We start from the raw sequence: 14,979 nt of genomic DNA, 5'->3' as shown, positions 1-14,979 counted from the left end.
TGCGATGGACCGCTCAAAGCTCTACCGGCGATTTCGCACGCTCCTGATCGCCAACCGCGGCGAGATCGCCGGCCGCGTCATCCGCACTGCGCGGGCCATGGGCCTCCGCACAGTCGCGGTCTATTCCGAGGCCGACCGCGACGCGATGCATGTCGCGCTCGCCGACGAGGCCGTGCTGCTCGGGCCGGCGCGCGCCCGCGACAGTTATCTCAGTGTCGAGCGGCTGATCGAGGCCGCGCGCAAGACCGGCGCGGAAGCTGTGCACCCCGGCTACGGTTTCCTGTCTGAGAATGCCGAATTCGCGCGGGCCTGCTTCGATGCGGGGCTGGTCTTCGTCGGCCCGACCGCTGGGATGATGACGGCGATGGGCTCGAAATCCGGCTCGAAGGAGTTGATGGAAAAGGCCGGCGTGCCGCTGGTGCCCGGCTATCACGGCGAAGCCCAGGACGAGGCAACGCTTGCGAAGGCCGCCGAGAGGATTGGCTTCCCCATTTTGGTGAAGGCGTCGGCCGGCGGCGGCGGCCGCGGCATGCGCATCGTGCGTTCGGCTGCCGAACTTGAGACCGCGATCGTCAGCGCCAAGCGCGAAGCCAAGGCCGCGTTCGGTGACGATCGCATGCTGATCGAGAAATACGTCGACAATCCCAGGCATATCGAGGTGCAGGTGATCGGCGACAGCCACGGCAATCTCTTGTCGCTGTTCGAGCGCGAATGCACGCTCCAGCGCCGGCATCAGAAGGTGATCGAGGAGGCGCCGTCGCCGACGCTCAATCCTGCCCAGCGCGAGACCGTCTGCGCCGCCGCGCGAAAGGCGGCGGGCGCGGTGAACTATGTTGGCGCCGGTACCATCGAGTTCGTCTCCGATGGCAAGGATGTGTTCTTCATCGAGATGAACACGCGCCTCCAGGTCGAGCATCCCGTGACCGAGCTGATCACCGGCATCGACCTCGTCGAATGGCAGCTGCGCGTCGCCTTCGGCGAAGCGCTGCCTTTGAAGCAGGACGAGATCCGGCTCAACGGCCATGCGGTCGAGGCGCGCGTCTACGCCGAGAACCCGACCAAGAACTTCATGCCGTCGGTCGGAAAGATCTCGACCTGGCGTTTGCCGGCGGAGACCGGGGGCTTGCGCATCGATGCCGGCTATCGCGAGGGCGACAGCGTATCGCCCTATTACGATGCGATGCTCGCCAAGATGATCGCGTGGGCGCCGACGCGGGACGTCGCGATCGAGCGGCTGAACCGGGGGCTGGAGGAATCCGACGTCCGCGGCATCGTCACCAACATTCCATTCCTGTCGGCGCTGATGACGCATCCAAAAGTGCGGACGAATTCGGTCGACACCGGGTTCATCGAGCGCGAACTGGCGGTCCTGACGCAGGCCGCACCGGCGCCCGGCGAACTCGAGCTGTGCGCCGCCGTGGCCGCTGTTATCAACGAGGAGCAACAGGCCGCACGTGTGCAGGCCAATTCGCCCTGGCAAACCTTCGGCTGGCAGCCGGTCGGCCGTCGCCAGCGCAGTTTTGCCTTCCGCGTCGGTCACGGGCCGGAGCAGAAGATTACGCTGAACTACGGCAGTGGCCCCTCGACGCTGCTGATCGGCGAACGCGAGCTGGCGTTCACGATTGCGCCCCACGACGGCGGACTCGATCTGACGCTTGATGGCTTGAAATCTTCCGTTGCGGCCGTAATCGACGGCCATGAGCTGTATCTGCGCACGCGCAACGGCCGCTTCGACCTGCACTGGGTCGATCCGTTCGGCGGCGAGAGCGAGGAGCATGCCGGCGAGGACAAGATCGCGGCGCCGTTGCCGGGCACCGTCGTCGCCGTGCTGGCCGAGGAGGGCGCCAAGCTCGACAAGGGCGCGCCGATCCTCACGCTCGAAGTGATGAAGATGGAGCAGACGCTGCGGGCGCCCTATGCCGGCGTGCTGAAGTCCATCAAATGCAAGGTCGGCGATATCGTGCAGGAGGGCGTCGAGCTCGCTGTGGTCGAGCCTTCGGGAGAGTGAGATGAGCGATCAAGTCCGCATCATCGAAATGGGACCGCGCGACGGGCTCCAGAACGAGAAGACGCCCGTGAGTGTCGAGGCGCGCATCGCCTTCATCGAGGCGCTGGTAGAGGCCGGCCTCCATACAGTCGAGGTCGGTGCCTTCGTCTCGCCCAAGGCGATCCCGCAAATGGCAAGCTCGGACGCCGTGCTACGCGGCGTCAGCCACCTGACGGATGCCGAATTCCATGTGCTGGTGCCGAACGAGAAGGGCTACGACGCCGCCCGCGCCGCGGGCGCGCAGGTCGTCTCGGTGTTTGCGGCAGCCTCGGAAGGCTTTTCGCGCGCCAACATCAATTGCACGGTCGCGGAGTCCATCGAGCGGTTCAAGCCCGTGCTCGCGCGCGCCAAGGCCGACGGCGTTAGGGTGCGCGGCTATATCTCCTGCGTGCTCGGCTGCCCCTTCGACGGCGAGATCAAGCCGAAGGCAGTCGCCGATCTCGCCACTACGCTTTGGGAGCTCGGCTGCTACGAGATCTCGCTCGGCGACACCATCGGCGTCGGCACGCCTGATAAGGCGAAGCAGATGCTGCGCGCGATAGCCGCCAATATTCCTCCCGCCAATCTCGCGATGCATTTCCACGACACCTACGGCCAGGCGCTCGCCAACCTCTATGCGGGGATGGAAGAGGGCGTCCGTGTGATCGACGCCGCCGCCGGCGGCCTCGGCGGCTGCCCCTACGCGCCGGGCGCGACCGGCAATGTCGCGACCGAGGACGTCGTCTACATGCTCGAAGGCATGGGCATCAGGACCGGCGTCGATATGGATAAGCTGCTGGCGGCGACCAACGAGATGAGCGGCGTGCTGGCCAAGCCGCCGGTGAGCCGCGTGGCATCCGCGCTGAACGCCAAGCGGAAGCGAGCTGTTTCCTAGTCCTCGTCATTGCGAGCGTAGCGAAGCAATCCAGCGTCCCTCCGCGGAAAAATTCTGGATTGCTTCGTCGCAAGAGCTCCTCGCAATGACGACGGAGAGAGCTTTCGTCAGGCCGCCTTCAAGCCCACATCCGGCAGGCGCGGCCGGTTCTTCAGCGCCTTGGCCATCATGGCCTCGATCTCGGCCTTCTCCTGCGGCAGCAGCGCCAGGCGAGGCGGGCGCGTCAGTGCCGTGCCGCGGCCCATGATGTGCTCGCACAGCTTGATGCACTGGACGAGGTCCGGACGTGCGTCCAGATGCAAGAGCGGCATGAACCATTCGTAGAGCGGCATCGCCTCCGCGAAGCGCCCCGCCTTGGCGAGACGGAACAGCGTCTCGCCCTCACGCGGGAAGGCATTCGACATGCCGGAGACCCAGCCCACGGCGCCCATGGCGACGCTCTCGACGATGACGTCGTCGAGGCCTGCGAACAACACGAAGCGGTCGCCGACCATGTTGCGGGTGTCGATGAAGCGCCGCGTGTCGCCGGAGGAATCCTTGAAGCAGACGACCGTGTCGACGTCGGCGAGCGAGACCAGGATGTCCGGGGTGACGTCGTTCTTGTAGATCGGCGGATTGTTGTAGAGCATCACGGGCAGGTCGGTCGCGGAGGCGACGGCGCGGAAATGCGCGGCGGTCTCGTGCGGCTTGGAGGAATAGACCAGCGCCGGCATCACCATCACGCCGTCAATGCCAACGCGCGCGGCTTCCTTGGCAGTCTCGACCGCAAAGGCCGTGGTGAATTCTGCGATGCCGCACAACACGGGCACGCGGCCGGCCGCAACCGACTTCGCGGCCTCCATGATCGCGACCTTCTCCTTGCGCTCCAGCGAAGTGTTCTCGCCGACCGAGCCGCAGACGATCAGGCCGGAGACGCCGTCGCGGATCAGGCCATCCATGACCTTGGCGGTCGCATCGATATTGAGCGACAGGTCGTCATTGAATTGCGTGGTGACGGCCGGGAAGACGCCTTCCCAGGAAACGCGGCGGCTCATGATTTCACTCCAAGTAGATTTGCAAGGTAGATTGGGCCGGCGGGGGGCTGGATCCGCCGGGTACTGTGAAGAGGATGGCGGCTAAGATCAGAGCGTCGCGCCGACCTTGCGCAGCTCAGCGAGGACGGGGGCTTTGGGCAGCCAGATCTTGTCGAACTCGGCAATGACGGCCTCGGTATCCTTGGCATCGACCTGGCGGATCGGGATCGGCGCGTTCTTGAAGTTTTCGATCAGCGCGGGCTCATTGCCGGCGAGCTCGTCGATCTGCATGTCCAGCGTCGACCTGATCGTCTTGGTGATCAGCTCGCGGTCGGCTGCGGGCAGTGACTGCCAGACCCGACCCGAGACAACCGCCGCCATCGGCATGAAGACGGCGTTCATCTGGAGGATCACCTTCGACACCTTGTCGAAGCGCTGGTTCCAGGAAAATTCGAGATCGGCCTCGAGGCCGTCGACCTGGCCGTTGGCCATAGCGTCGAACACCTGGGGCGTCGGGATCGGCGTCGGCGCTGCGCCCAGCGAGGAATAGAAATCGCGATAGACCGGCGTCGGATTGATGCGCAGCTTCATGCCGCGGATGTCGGCCAGCGTGTTCAGATCCTTGGAGGAGAACACAGCGCGCATGCCGGTGATGCCCCAACCGAGCCCGATCGTGCCGGTCTCCTGCGGCAACACCTCGAAAAGCTTCACCGCCGCGGGATGCCGCACGAATTTCGCGACCGCAGGCGTCGAGCGGACGATGTAGGGCGCGTTGATCGCCGCGATGTGCGGCACGCGCGAGCCGAGCTCGGCGGCCTGGATGAAGCCCATGTCGAGCGCGCCGGACTGCAATTGCTGCATCATCGCCGGCTCGTTGCCGAGCTGGCCGGAATGGAACACGCTTACGGTCAGGCGGCCGCTGGTGGCGGCCTTGAGATCGTCGCCGAATTTGAGCGCTGCCTTGTTCCAGGAATGGCCGTTTGGCGTGATCAGGCCGAGGCGGAATTCCTTGGCCTGGGCGAGCGCCAGCGACGGCGCGAACACCGATGCGGCGGCACTGGCGGCGAGAAAGCGGCGACGTGAAAGCGGCATGGTCGGGCTCCTTTTTGATGGGCCTATTTGACGAGGATCAGCGAGAGCGACGGGTAGAGCGAAAGCAGCACGAGGAGGACGCAGGCGATGACGAAGAAGGGCAGCGTCACCATGAACATCTTCCCCGGCTTCGCGCCGGTGACGGCGGCTGCGACGAAGAAGCAAAGGCCGACAGGCGGCGACAGCAGGCCGAGCACGAGATTGATTACCACCACGACGCCGAAATGCCGGGGGTCGATGTGATAAACGTCGGTCGCGACCGGCAGCAGGATCGGCACCGTCATGATCAGGCCGGGAATGCCGTCGATCACCGTGCCGATCACCAGCAGGATGACGTTGCAGATCAGCATGAAGCTGACGGGATCCTTGGCGGCGGTCTGGATCCAGGCGGCGGTTTCCTGCGGCACCTTGCCGAAGATCAGGACCCAGGAGAACACCGCCGCGGCCGCCACCAGAAACAGCACGATCGCCGAATAGATGGCGCTGCGCAGCATCATCTGCGGCAGCTTGGAGAACTCGAACTCCTTGGTCCAGAATTTTCCGACCAGTGCTGCTGCGACGGCCCCGACGGCGGCGGATTCGGTCGCGTTGGCGAGCCCACCGAGAATGGTGCCGACGATGACGATGGGAATCAGCAGTGTCGGAGACGTCCGCAGGATCGTCATGATGCGCTGACGCGGCGTCTGATAATCCGCGCGGGGATAGTTGTAGACGTAGCCCATCAGCGCGATGACGAGGCAGAACATCACCGTGAGGATGACGCCCGGCACGATACCGGCGATCAGCATGTCGCTGACCGAGACCTGCGCCAGCACGCTGTAGACCACGAACATCACCGATGGCGGGATGATGGGGCCGAGCATGCCGCCATAGGCGGTGAGGCCCGCCGCAAAGGTCTTGTCGTAACCCTTCTTCTCCATCTCCGGGACCATGATCTGGGCCATGATCGCGACCTGCGCGGTCGCAGAGCCCAGGATCGAGGAGATGAACATATTGGCGAGGATGTTGACGTAGGCCAATCCGCCCTTGAACGAGCCGACGAATGCCATCGCCATGTCGACGATGCGCCTCGTGATGCCGCCGCCGTTCATGATCTCGCCGATCAGGATGAACAGCGGAATGGCGATCAGGCCGTAGCTGTCGACGCCGCCGAACAGCTGGAGCGGGTAGGACTGGAACAGCACCGGGTTGCCGGATGCGGCGATGTAGACGAGGCCGGCGAGGCACAGGCAGAGGCCGATCGGCACGCCGACCAGCATGAACGCCATGAAGGCTGCTGACGTGATCATCAGTTGACCCCGTCAAGCTCGGAGAGCTGAAAGCCCTTAGGTGTGACGCGCGGGACCAGCCCGAGATCTTCCAGCAAATTGGCGAGGCCGTGAATGGTCATCGACACCGCGAAGATCGGCAGCGTCAGATAGAGTATCCAGGTCGGCCAGTTCAGCGTCTGGGTGTGCTCGGTGTAGAGGAAGTTGAAGGTTTCGGCCGCGAGCTTGCGCCCGTCGAAGCCGGCGCGGGCGAGACCTACCGGGTCCATCCAGAGCACGCAGGTGACGATCAAGGCGGCGCCAAACACGACGACGAGGCCGGTCGAGATCACCTTGGCGAGCTTCTGGTGCTGCGGCGAAAGCCGCTCCGTCAGCATGGTCACCGCGAAATCGAGCCGCAGCCGCGTCATCGCGGAGGCGCCGATGAAGGTCAGCCAGACCACGCAATAGACCGCGGATTCGCTCGATCCAATAGATCGGGAAATGCGAGTAGCGGGTGACGACGTTCACCAGGATCAATCCGGTGAGCAGGTACATCAGGCCCATCAGCGCGAGGCGCTCGACCGCGAGCAGGGCGCTGGACGCGCGCACGATGAAGCGTCGAACGCTGAATGCGCGTGTGGCCGGCATCGTCTGCTCGATCATGGAGGCCCCAACCCCGAGATTTGTCGTGCTATCCGTAAATGTATAATTTATACATTTGGGGTGTCAAACGGAGATTGCGGTCATTTCGGCGGCAGTCCGCGCTCTTGCTGGGCACCGGCTTTTGCTGGGCCCTTCAACATGCAAGAGAGGGACCGCTTCGGCCGGATGAGTCGCGAAGGAAGACAGAAGGTCAGATGAAACAGCCTCTGAAGCATCGCACGCTCTCGGCTGCGATCGTCGACCAGCTCAGGCAGGCGATCCTCGACGGCACTTATCCCGCGGGATCGCAGCTGCGGCAGGATGCGCTTGGCGAGGCCTATGGCGTCAGCCGTATCCCCGTTCGCGAGGCGCTATTCCAGCTCGAGGCCGAGGGGCTGGTGCGCATCGTGCCGCAAAAGGGCGCCATCGTCTCCGAACTGTCACTGGATGAGATCAACGACGTGTTCGACTTGCGCCGGATCCTGGAGCCGCGCCTTCTGGCGCAGTCCGCGCCGCGTTTCACCGCTGATGATTTCGACGGGCTTGCCGACATCCACCGGAGCTTCGAGAAGGCGATCAAGGCGAGGAACGTCAGCGAATGGGGCAACTCAACGCCGACTTCCACATGGCGCTCTACGTTCACGCCCCGCAGCCGCGCACGCGCGCGATCGTGCTGTCACTGCTCCAGACCAGCGACCGCTACACTCGCCTCCAGCTCTCCAACACCAAGGCGATGGGGATCGCCGAGAAGGAGCACGCCGAGCTGATCGCGCTGTGCCGTGCGCAGAAGATCGAGGAGGCCTGCCGCTTCCTGGAGCGGCACATCGAGGCGGTGCGCAAGGATCTGTTGCAGGTGGTCGCGATCGCGCCGAAGCAACGCCGGAAGGAGAATTCGTAGGGTGGGCAAAAGGCGCATTTGCGCCGTGCCCACCATCTGTCCGCAGTCGCATTCACCAGTGGTGGGCACGCTTCCGCCTTCGCTTTTCGAGCTACGGCGGACAAGCCGCTTTGCCCACCCTACGGCAGTTGCGATTGTCTCGACCTGCTCCCGTCCGGCCCCATCACCAGATCCGGCAGCCAGGTCGATATCTCCGGCACGAAGCAGAGCAGCAGCACCGCGGCCATCATCAAGAGCACGAAGGGCAGCGTGCCCCAGATCACCTCGCTCAGGGAAATGTCGGGCGCGACGTTGCGGATGACGAAGATGTTGAGGCCAACCGGTGGATGGATCAGCCCCATCTCCATCACGATGGTCATGACCACGCCGAACCAGATGATGTCGAAATTGGCGGCGCGGAGCGGCGGCAGGATGATCGGCGCCGTCATCAGGATGATCGAGACCGGCGGCAGGAAGAAACCGAGCACCACGACCATGACGAGGATTGCGAACAGCAGCTCCCAGCGCGGCAGGTACATCGCGACGATGGATTCCGCGACTGATTGCGAGATGTGCAGATAGCTCATCACGTAGGAATAGAGCAGCGACATGCCGATGATCATCATCAGCATGGTCGATTCCCGGATCGTCGACCGCATGATCGGAGCAAGATCGCTCGGTCGCCACACGCTGTAGATCGCCGCGATCAGCGCCAGCGCCAGGAGGCCGCCGAGGCCGGCGGTTTCCGACGGCGTGGCGTAGCCGCCATAGAGCGCGATCATGACGCCGGTGAGCAGCAGCACGAAGGGAATGACGCGCGGCAGCAGGCTGAAGCGTTCGGCGAGCGTATATTCGTCGCGCGTGAGGATCGCGGCCTGCGGTCCGCCATTCTTGTAGATCGCCTCGGCCGCCTTGTATTCCCGGCGGAAGCGGATCACGGCATAGGCGCCGAACAGGGTAACCAGCAAGAGGCCAGGTCCAATGCCGGCGAGGAACAGCCGCCCCAGCGACTTTTCGGCGGCGACCGCGAACAGGATCATGGTGATCGAGGGCGGCAGCAGGATGCCAAGCGTGCCGCCGGCGGCGATGATGCCGGCAGCAAAGCCGCCGGAATAGCCGCGCTTGCGCATCTCGGGGATGCCGGCCGAGCCGATTGCCGAGCAGGTCGCAGGCGAAGAGCCCGCCATCGCCGCAAACAGTGCGCAGGCGAACACGTTGGCGACACCGAGCCCGCCGGGCACGCGATGCAGCCAGGCATGCAGCGCCGAATAGAGATCCTGGCCGGCGCGCGACTTGCCGATCGCGGCACCCTTGAGGATGAAGAGCGGGATCGACAAGAGCGTGATCGAAGCCATTTCCTCGTAGACGTTCTGCGTCACCGTATCGAGCGAAGCTGCGGGCATGTAGATGCCCATGAACACGACTGCGACCGCGCCAAGCGCGAACGCAATCGGCATGCCCGAAAACATCACGAGCAGCGTCGCGATGCCGTAGGCGAGGCCGATACCGAAAACGCTCATGGACGCTTGGCTCCTGCGAAAGGCAGCGCAAGCTGCACGATGATCTGGACGCAAAGCAGGCTCATGCCGAGCGCCATCAGCGAATAGGGGATGGCGAGCGGCGGCGACCACATCGAGTTCGAGACCTGACCGTCGACATAGGCTTCATGGGCCAGCGTCCAGGACTTCCAGGTGAAAAAGGCGCAGAACAGCAACGTTGCGGCGTCAACCAGCCAGAGGCGGACCTTGTTCGCGAACGGCGAGAGCAGGCCGACGAAGGCCTCGATGCCGATGTGGCCGCGGTTCTGCTGCACGTAGGCCGCCGTCATGAAGGTCGCGCCGACCAGCAGGAACACCGCGGCCTCGTCCTGCCAGTAATTGGCGGCCTTGAACAGGGCGCGGCTCAGCACGCTGTAGCTCAGGATGGTACACGCCGCGACCAACGCGATCGCGGCGAACACGATGATGATGCTGTTGAGGACGGCGAGACCGCGATCGATCGCCGCCGCAAGGCCTGTCCTTGCGGCAGCGTTCGGCAGGTCATCACGATCCGGAAGCGGACCGTGGCTCATGCCGCGACGTCGGTGGCGAGCTTGAGCAGGTTCGCAGCGGTCGCGGTCTTGGCGCTGTAGTCCTTCCAGGCGGTGTCGCGGGCGATGTCGCGCCACTTGCCGACGGTCGCAGCGTCGAGCACCGAGACCTTGGCGCCGGCCTTCTCATAGACCTTGGCGACCTCGATGTCGTCGTCCTGCGCGCCCTTGCGGCCGAAGGCCTCGAGCTCTGTGCCGACCGCGAGCAGGATGTCCTGATGGTTCTTCGGCAGCTTGTCGAAGATCGCCTTCGACATCATCAGCGGCTCGAGCATGAACCAGTAGGAGGTGCCCGCGCCTGAGGTCAGCGACTTCGCGACCTCTTCGAGACGGAACGAGATCAGGCTGGTCGAGGAGGTGATGCCGGCATCGCAGGCGCCGGTCTGCATCGCTGCGTAGATTTCGTTCGAAGGCACCGACAGCACCGAGGCGCCGGCGGTCTGGAGCACCATGTCCATCTCGCGCGAGCCGCCGCGCACCTTCATGCCCTTGGCGTCTTCCGGCGCGACGATCGGCTTGGAGCGGCTGGCGACGCCGCCGGCCTGCCAGACCCAGGTGAGCAGGATGATGCCCTTGTCGGCGAGGAAGTCGGTCAGCGCCTTGCCGACCGGCTCCTTCTTCCAGCGCAGGCCCTGGTCATAGGTGGTCACGAGGCCCGGCATCAGGCCGATATTGGTCTCCGGCAGCTCGCCGCCGGCATAGGGCATCGGATAGAGGCTGATGTCGAGCGCGCCCTTGCGCATCGCGGAGAACTGCGCGTTGGTCTTGATCAGCGAGGAGTTCGGATAAATTTCGGCGGCGATGTCGCCATTGCTGCGCTTGGCGACCTCGGCGGCGAACATGCGGCAGAGCCGGTCGCGGAAATCGCCCTTGTCGATGGTGCCACCCGGGAACTGGTGCGAGATCTTCAGCGTGGTGGCGGCCTGCGCCGTACCGGTGCCGAAACGAAGAATGGCGGGTGCGGCGACGGCAGTCGCGATCAGATGACGGCGCGTAAGCATGGTGTGATCCCCTTGGAGACGGTTCTTTGGACGGTTCTTGCTTGGCGTGATTTGGGTCTGGGTCTTTGAGACCGGCGTGTAGGCCATCCTAGCCGGTCTTTCACCCGATGATCTCTCATCTGATAGTTCGAGACCGAATGTCGCGGCAAGTGCCGGTCGTGCTGCGCTGCACACTTCCGATCCGCGCGGGCCTGCACCAAAGGATGGCGCGATATCGCGGAAATTTATCGGCGAGCGCGTAACAACGCCGCGTGGCAATCCGTCGAGACAGTAGCGGCATCCGTCGCTGACCAACACCATCTCGAAGGGAAGACTGCTCATGACCATTCGCACCCGCATCGTGCTCGGCGTTTCGGCTGCCGCTCTGTCGCTTGGCCTCGCGCTGTCGCCGGCCGCCTTTGCTCAGGACAAGATGGGCAAGGACGACGGCATGATGAAGAAGGACACGATGTCCAAGGACGGCATGAAGAAGGATACCATGTCCAAGGACGACGGCATGAAGAAGGATCACATGTCGAAGGACGGAATGAAGAAAGACGACGGGATGATGAAGAAGAATTGATCCTCGTCCTCCGCGCAACGCTCGCCTGAGGCGAGCCGCGCGATTTCGAATTCCGGGTGCGGCCCCCACGGACCGCCCCGGAGTGGTTCAATTTCAATTGAACGTTACTTTTGAGCGTTACTTGCGCTTGGCCTTGCGGGCCGCGTAGCGGGCATCGCGCTTGGCCTTCTGCTCGGCTTCCAGGGCTGCCTGCCTTTCGGCGGCTTCCTGGGCCTCGCGTGCAATTCGCGAGGCCTCGGCGGCCTTGGCTTCTTCCTCGAGGCGCTTCTGCTCGGCCTTTTCGGCTTCGCGCGCAGCCTTGGCGTCGGCGCGCTTGGCCGCGAGGGCCTCGCGCTCGGCGCGGCGTGCCGCAACGGCCGGATCATCGGGACCCGGCTGCGACTTGAACTTGTTCAAAAGATTTTTGCGGGCGTCCTGTGCCGCCTTTTGCCGGTCTGCGAAGCCGGGTTCCCTGAATCCACTCATTACGAGCCTTGTCTTCCTCGCTTTCAATCCTACATCAGTGCCTGTTGGTACGTCGGCTGGGCATAGCAGGCGCCACGCGACGCAGAAGCGTGTACATCGGCGCGCGTCGCGAAGCCACCCATAATCGCAGCCGACCAGGTCAACGAAAAATCGCCAGCCCCGACGATCTCGTAGCCCGGAAAAACTGCCGAATTGTGATGTCCCTCATAGGGGAGCATGCGGAGCGGCGCCTAGCGTCCGCCCCCAACGAGACGGAGCACGGGCATGACGATCTTCCGACTGAGCCTGAAGGCGCTCGCAGCCACCTTCGTGGTGGCGGCGCTGGCCTGCGCCGCGTTGCTGCTAGCCCGTCCGCAGCCAATCGAGAGCGCCGTTCTCGGTGCGGATTGGGAATGCACCCAAACAGCGTTCGTGCTCACAACCTGTGCACCGCGGGTCCAGGAGGCAATTCCGGCCGTCGAGACCTCGCGCAAGGACGCGATCCGGCAGACCCGGGGCTGAGCGCGCGAGGCTGACCGGGATGTGACGGGCTGCCGCAGAGGTGATAAAGCCAGTCCGGTTGCGCAATCAGGTAGCCATGCCCAAGCCTGAACCAGGCCAGAAGCCCACATCCCCTAGAAGACCTCAACCCGCTGATAGCCGCCGCGGCGCGATTGCCGGCTTGATCATCGCGCTTCTGATCCTCGGCGTCGGCTGGTGGCTTGCCCGCGACCTCACTTCGGCCAGCAAGATGCAGGACTGCCTGATGTCGGGGCGGACCAATTGCAATGTGATCGAGCCGGCGCGCTAGGAGCGGTCCAGCGCGACCCTCTGCCGCCCTTTGGGGTCGAAAAATTGCTCTGATCTTAATCATTTGTAACGGGACTTAGCCGATCAAGCAGGTCAGTTATGTCGGCCGGCATCAGCCCAGCGTGAGGCGAATCGTCTATCGCGCCAGGGACCACGGCAATCGAGAGTAGGGGGTCAAGCACGCATGAGTGCGTCCAGCCGCATGAAGATCATCATTCCCTTGGTTTCGGCCATGTCGTTGCTCGCGCTGTCGGCGCAGGCGCAGGAGGCCAGACCGCCGAAGGAGGCAGGCCAACAGCCGGCAAGGCCGGCCGCAGGCGCGCCGCCCCAGACCAATCAGAACATGCGCAAGGAGCCTCCGCCGCGGCAGGCGGCCCGGCCCGCGCTGCAGCCCCACGCCGGTCCCGGCCCGCGCAACGCCGGCGGTCCGCCGCCGGGACGTTATGCGCGCGATCCCGCTCCGGCGCGTGACTGGGGCGGACACGCCTATCGCGGCAATCTCGCCTGGGACGGCGGGCGCTGGCGTCACGAAGTCCGCAACGGTCGGTCCGGCTGGTGGTGGGACGTTGGCGGCGTCTGGTATTATTATCCGCAGCGGATGGCGGGCCCGCCGGCCTACATTTCAGAGGACTACATCGACGATGAGCCGGTGGCCTATGCCCCACCACCTCCGGTCGCCTATGCGCCGCCACCTCCGCCTCCGCCGCCGGCCGATCCCGGCGCGAGCGCGCTGGGCGGCGCCATCGTGGGTGGCGTGCTAGGTGGCCTGCTCTCGGGCAACGCAACGGGAGCTGCCGCAGGCGCGGTTCTCGGCGGGGCGACGGGAGCAATTGCCGGCGCTACGGCCGCATCTCAGCCCGGCTATTACTGGGCGCAGGACACTTGCTATTACCGCTATCCGAACGGCCAGTATGTGCAGGCCGATCCCCGCGCGTGCTATTGAGCTTTCCAAGCTGGATCTGAAGCAGCAGAGGCGGGCCCAGGCCCGTCTCTTTTTTGCGCGCCGGCGATGGCTTCAAATTAGCGCTGGCACTCGTTCCCGCCTCGCGCAAGTCTCAAAAGAAAAAACGTCGGGATGATTCGCGGGGGATGTCGGACATGCTGGATGCGATCCAGATCAGCGTGGCGTTGTGGGCCATCATCGTTTGCGGCGGGATCAAGCTCTCGCAGATGCTGCCCCATTTGTTCTAGCGCACGACCCCTGTCGCTCGCTCATGGCAGGCTCTGCGCCTTGCACGTCAGGACACCAGCCAGTTGAAGAACGCCATCGCGGCCCAGACCAGGCCGCCGATCCAGGCCAGCATCACGATGGTGATGGTGCCGAGATAGGCGATGCCGAGCAGGTCGGACCTTTGTCGTTGCGTCGGGACGACCACTTCGGCTGCTGCTTTGTGTGTCATGACCTGAACACCACCGTGGAGCGTTGGAGCGCTGTTTAGCGGACATACGGGGTGCAGGCTGTGACGCAGTTCACAGACCCTCAAACGTGCCTTGGATGCCGAGGAAAGTACCCCGCAATCATACGGGCGAAATTGCCATGCGCTTGTCCAGATCGGCCGGTTATACGGTCAGCCTCATGTGCAGCAAGTACGATCCACAGCACGAGGCCGAGGCCGCGATGAGGCGGGCCGCAGCGTCCGAAGGCGCCGATCGGCAACGCCTGATCCAGCTGGCCCTGGCCTGGCACCAGCTCGCCCGCGATCGGCGTGAGGAGCGGACGGACTAGCCGCATTGCGGCCGGCAGCCTCATTCGCGACGAGAAAAACCCCGTGCTCGGGGACAAGCACGGGGTCCTTCAAAGCCGACCGGGGCTGGTAGGTCGGCACCACCTTATTTCGCCACATCCAACGTGCCGGTGGTGGTCTCGTTCCACGACGCACAGAATTTTTCACGGGGATTCAGCCCGCTTCATCCTGAACAGGATCGACCGCATGATGCTGCGCGGGCAGCAGCGCCAACTGCTGCCGTCAAACGCCGCGATCGATGCCTCCCGGCTGCGGCCTGTGCTCGTGACGCTCGATGCATGTTTGATAGGCGGCCGGACGATGCGTCTGGTCGCTTCCACGCGCCCAGGCCCGAACGGCGAAGGCCAGTTGATGGTGACCGACTGCGGCGTCCGTAAGAGGAGCTTGCACCACTTCAAGGCGCTTTGCGATGCCGCCCGGGCTCACATCCACGGCAGCGTCAATCGCCAAAAACGCCATGGCGGTGGCGGCAACCCCGGATGTGATGGCCATTCTTGTCCAATCGGATGGCGGCATCACAATATCCTTCGACG

Annotated in this window: 17 protein-coding genes and 2 pseudogenes; 9 read left to right on the top strand and 10 right to left on the bottom strand. The window is 64.4% G+C overall.

Annotation, left to right across the window (positions count from 1 at the left end; translation table 11 throughout):
* Positions 1-4 precede the first annotated feature (4 nt).
* Both ACSKB8_RS32410 and ACSKB8_RS32405 read left to right on the top strand, forming a co-directional pair.
* On the top strand, positions 5-2,008 hold the full coding sequence (locus ACSKB8_RS32410) for an acetyl/propionyl/methylcrotonyl-CoA carboxylase subunit alpha (RefSeq protein ID WP_438108496.1): 2,004 nt from the start codon (positions 5-7) through the stop codon (positions 2,006-2,008).
* A gap of 1 nt (position 2,009) precedes the next feature.
* Entirely contained in the window at positions 2,010-2,921 is a 912-nt protein-coding gene (locus tag ACSKB8_RS32405; RefSeq protein WP_438108494.1) for a hydroxymethylglutaryl-CoA lyase, read from the top strand.
* A 107-nt stretch (positions 2,922-3,028) separates the two neighbouring features.
* On the opposite strand, the gene ACSKB8_RS32400 is transcribed toward ACSKB8_RS32405, so the two are convergent.
* The 4 genes and pseudogenes from ACSKB8_RS32400 to ACSKB8_RS32385 all read right to left on the bottom strand — a co-directional run bounded on the left by ACSKB8_RS32400 (position 3,029) and on the right by ACSKB8_RS32385 (position 6,924).
* Positions 3,029-3,955 (bottom strand): dihydrodipicolinate synthase family protein, encoded by a 927-nt coding sequence (locus ACSKB8_RS32400; RefSeq protein WP_128941628.1) that lies wholly within the window; start codon positions 3,953-3,955, stop codon positions 3,029-3,031.
* A gap of 87 nt (positions 3,956-4,042) precedes the next feature.
* Positions 4,043-5,026, bottom strand: a complete 984-nt coding sequence (locus ACSKB8_RS32395; protein WP_438108492.1) for a TRAP transporter substrate-binding protein — start codon at positions 5,024-5,026, stop codon at positions 4,043-4,045.
* A 23-nt stretch (positions 5,027-5,049) separates the two neighbouring features.
* Entirely contained in the window at positions 5,050-6,315 is a 1,266-nt protein-coding gene (locus ACSKB8_RS32390) for a TRAP transporter large permease (RefSeq protein ID WP_438108490.1), read from the bottom strand.
* Positions 6,315-6,924, bottom strand: a pseudogene (locus ACSKB8_RS32385) (TRAP transporter small permease). Before ACSKB8_RS32385 ends, ACSKB8_RS32390 begins: the two are co-directional and overlap by 1 nt.
* A 209-nt stretch (positions 6,925-7,133) precedes the next feature.
* On the opposite strand from ACSKB8_RS32385, the pseudogene ACSKB8_RS32380 reads away from it, so the two are divergent.
* Positions 7,134-7,816, top strand: a pseudogene (locus tag ACSKB8_RS32380) (GntR family transcriptional regulator).
* A 119-nt stretch (positions 7,817-7,935) separates the two neighbouring features.
* Here the strand turns inward: ACSKB8_RS32380 and ACSKB8_RS32375 are convergent.
* The 3 genes from ACSKB8_RS32375 to ACSKB8_RS32365 are packed head-to-tail and all read right to left on the bottom strand — an operon-like array spanning position 7,936 to position 10,885.
* Positions 7,936-9,315, bottom strand: coding sequence for a TRAP transporter large permease (locus ACSKB8_RS32375; RefSeq protein WP_438108489.1), 1,380 nt, complete (start codon positions 9,313-9,315; stop codon positions 7,936-7,938).
* A complete protein-coding gene (locus ACSKB8_RS32370) occupies positions 9,312-9,866 on the bottom strand; it encodes a TRAP transporter small permease (RefSeq protein ID WP_438108487.1) in 555 nt (184 codons plus the stop codon). The genes ACSKB8_RS32375 and ACSKB8_RS32370 overlap by 4 nt, the downstream gene beginning before the upstream one ends.
* A complete protein-coding gene (locus ACSKB8_RS32365; protein WP_370987388.1) occupies positions 9,863-10,885 on the bottom strand; it encodes a TRAP transporter substrate-binding protein in 1,023 nt (340 codons plus the stop codon). Before ACSKB8_RS32365 ends, ACSKB8_RS32370 begins: the two co-directional genes overlap by 4 nt.
* A gap of 319 nt (positions 10,886-11,204) precedes the next feature.
* Here ACSKB8_RS32365 and ACSKB8_RS32360 point away from each other — a divergent pair, with 319 nt between their 5' ends.
* The gene (locus ACSKB8_RS32360; RefSeq protein ID WP_028150975.1) at positions 11,205-11,447 is read left to right on the top strand and encodes a pentapeptide MXKDX repeat protein; all 243 of its coding nucleotides are present in this window, start codon (positions 11,205-11,207) and stop codon (positions 11,445-11,447) included.
* Between the two features lie 117 nt (positions 11,448-11,564).
* On the opposite strand, the gene ACSKB8_RS32355 is transcribed toward ACSKB8_RS32360, so the two are convergent.
* On the bottom strand, positions 11,565-11,912 hold the full coding sequence (locus tag ACSKB8_RS32355; protein WP_438108485.1) for a DUF6481 family protein: 348 nt from the start codon (positions 11,910-11,912) through the stop codon (positions 11,565-11,567).
* A 264-nt stretch (positions 11,913-12,176) separates the two neighbouring features.
* Here ACSKB8_RS32355 and ACSKB8_RS32350 point away from each other — a divergent pair, with 264 nt between their 5' ends.
* From ACSKB8_RS32350 to ACSKB8_RS32335, 4 genes are all read left to right on the top strand, one after another.
* On the top strand, positions 12,177-12,413 hold the full coding sequence (locus tag ACSKB8_RS32350) for a hypothetical protein (protein ID WP_438108483.1): 237 nt from the start codon (positions 12,177-12,179) through the stop codon (positions 12,411-12,413).
* 76 nt (positions 12,414-12,489) lie between these two features.
* Positions 12,490-12,702 (top strand): hypothetical protein, encoded by a 213-nt coding sequence (locus ACSKB8_RS32345; RefSeq protein ID WP_438108481.1) that lies wholly within the window; start codon positions 12,490-12,492, stop codon positions 12,700-12,702.
* A 183-nt stretch (positions 12,703-12,885) separates the two neighbouring features.
* Complete coding sequence (locus ACSKB8_RS32340) at positions 12,886-13,644, top strand: hypothetical protein (RefSeq protein WP_438108480.1); 759 nt, start codon at positions 12,886-12,888, stop codon at positions 13,642-13,644.
* Positions 13,645-13,697: 53 nt separating this feature from the next.
* Positions 13,698-13,892, top strand: a complete 195-nt coding sequence (locus ACSKB8_RS32335; RefSeq protein WP_438108478.1) for a hypothetical protein — start codon at positions 13,698-13,700, stop codon at positions 13,890-13,892.
* 47 nt (positions 13,893-13,939) lie between these two features.
* Here the strand turns inward: ACSKB8_RS32335 and ACSKB8_RS32330 are convergent, their stop codons facing one another.
* Entirely contained in the window at positions 13,940-14,101 is a 162-nt protein-coding gene (locus tag ACSKB8_RS32330; protein ID WP_164935011.1) for a hypothetical protein, read from the bottom strand.
* Positions 14,102-14,238: 137 nt separating this feature from the next.
* On the opposite strand from ACSKB8_RS32330, the gene ACSKB8_RS32325 reads away from it, so the two are divergent.
* Positions 14,239-14,427 carry a hypothetical protein gene (locus ACSKB8_RS32325; RefSeq protein ID WP_438108476.1) on the top strand — a complete coding sequence of 63 codons (189 nt, stop codon included), beginning with the start codon at positions 14,239-14,241 and terminating at the stop codon, positions 14,425-14,427.
* Positions 14,428-14,668: 241 nt separating this feature from the next.
* Here the strand turns inward: ACSKB8_RS32325 and ACSKB8_RS32320 are convergent, their stop codons facing one another.
* The gene (locus ACSKB8_RS32320; RefSeq protein ID WP_438108474.1) at positions 14,669-14,938 is read right to left on the bottom strand and encodes a hypothetical protein; all 270 of its coding nucleotides are present in this window, start codon (positions 14,936-14,938) and stop codon (positions 14,669-14,671) included.
* Between the last annotated feature and the right edge of the window lie 41 nt (positions 14,939-14,979).

Origin of the sequence: Bradyrhizobium sp. BR 1432 (genome assembly GCF_051547705.1) — a bacterium.
Classification (GTDB): Bacteria; Pseudomonadota; Alphaproteobacteria; order Rhizobiales; family Xanthobacteraceae; genus Bradyrhizobium; species Bradyrhizobium zhanjiangense.
The sequence above is the reverse complement of the archived record's forward strand: the minus strand, read 5'-3'. Positions and strand labels throughout refer to the sequence as shown.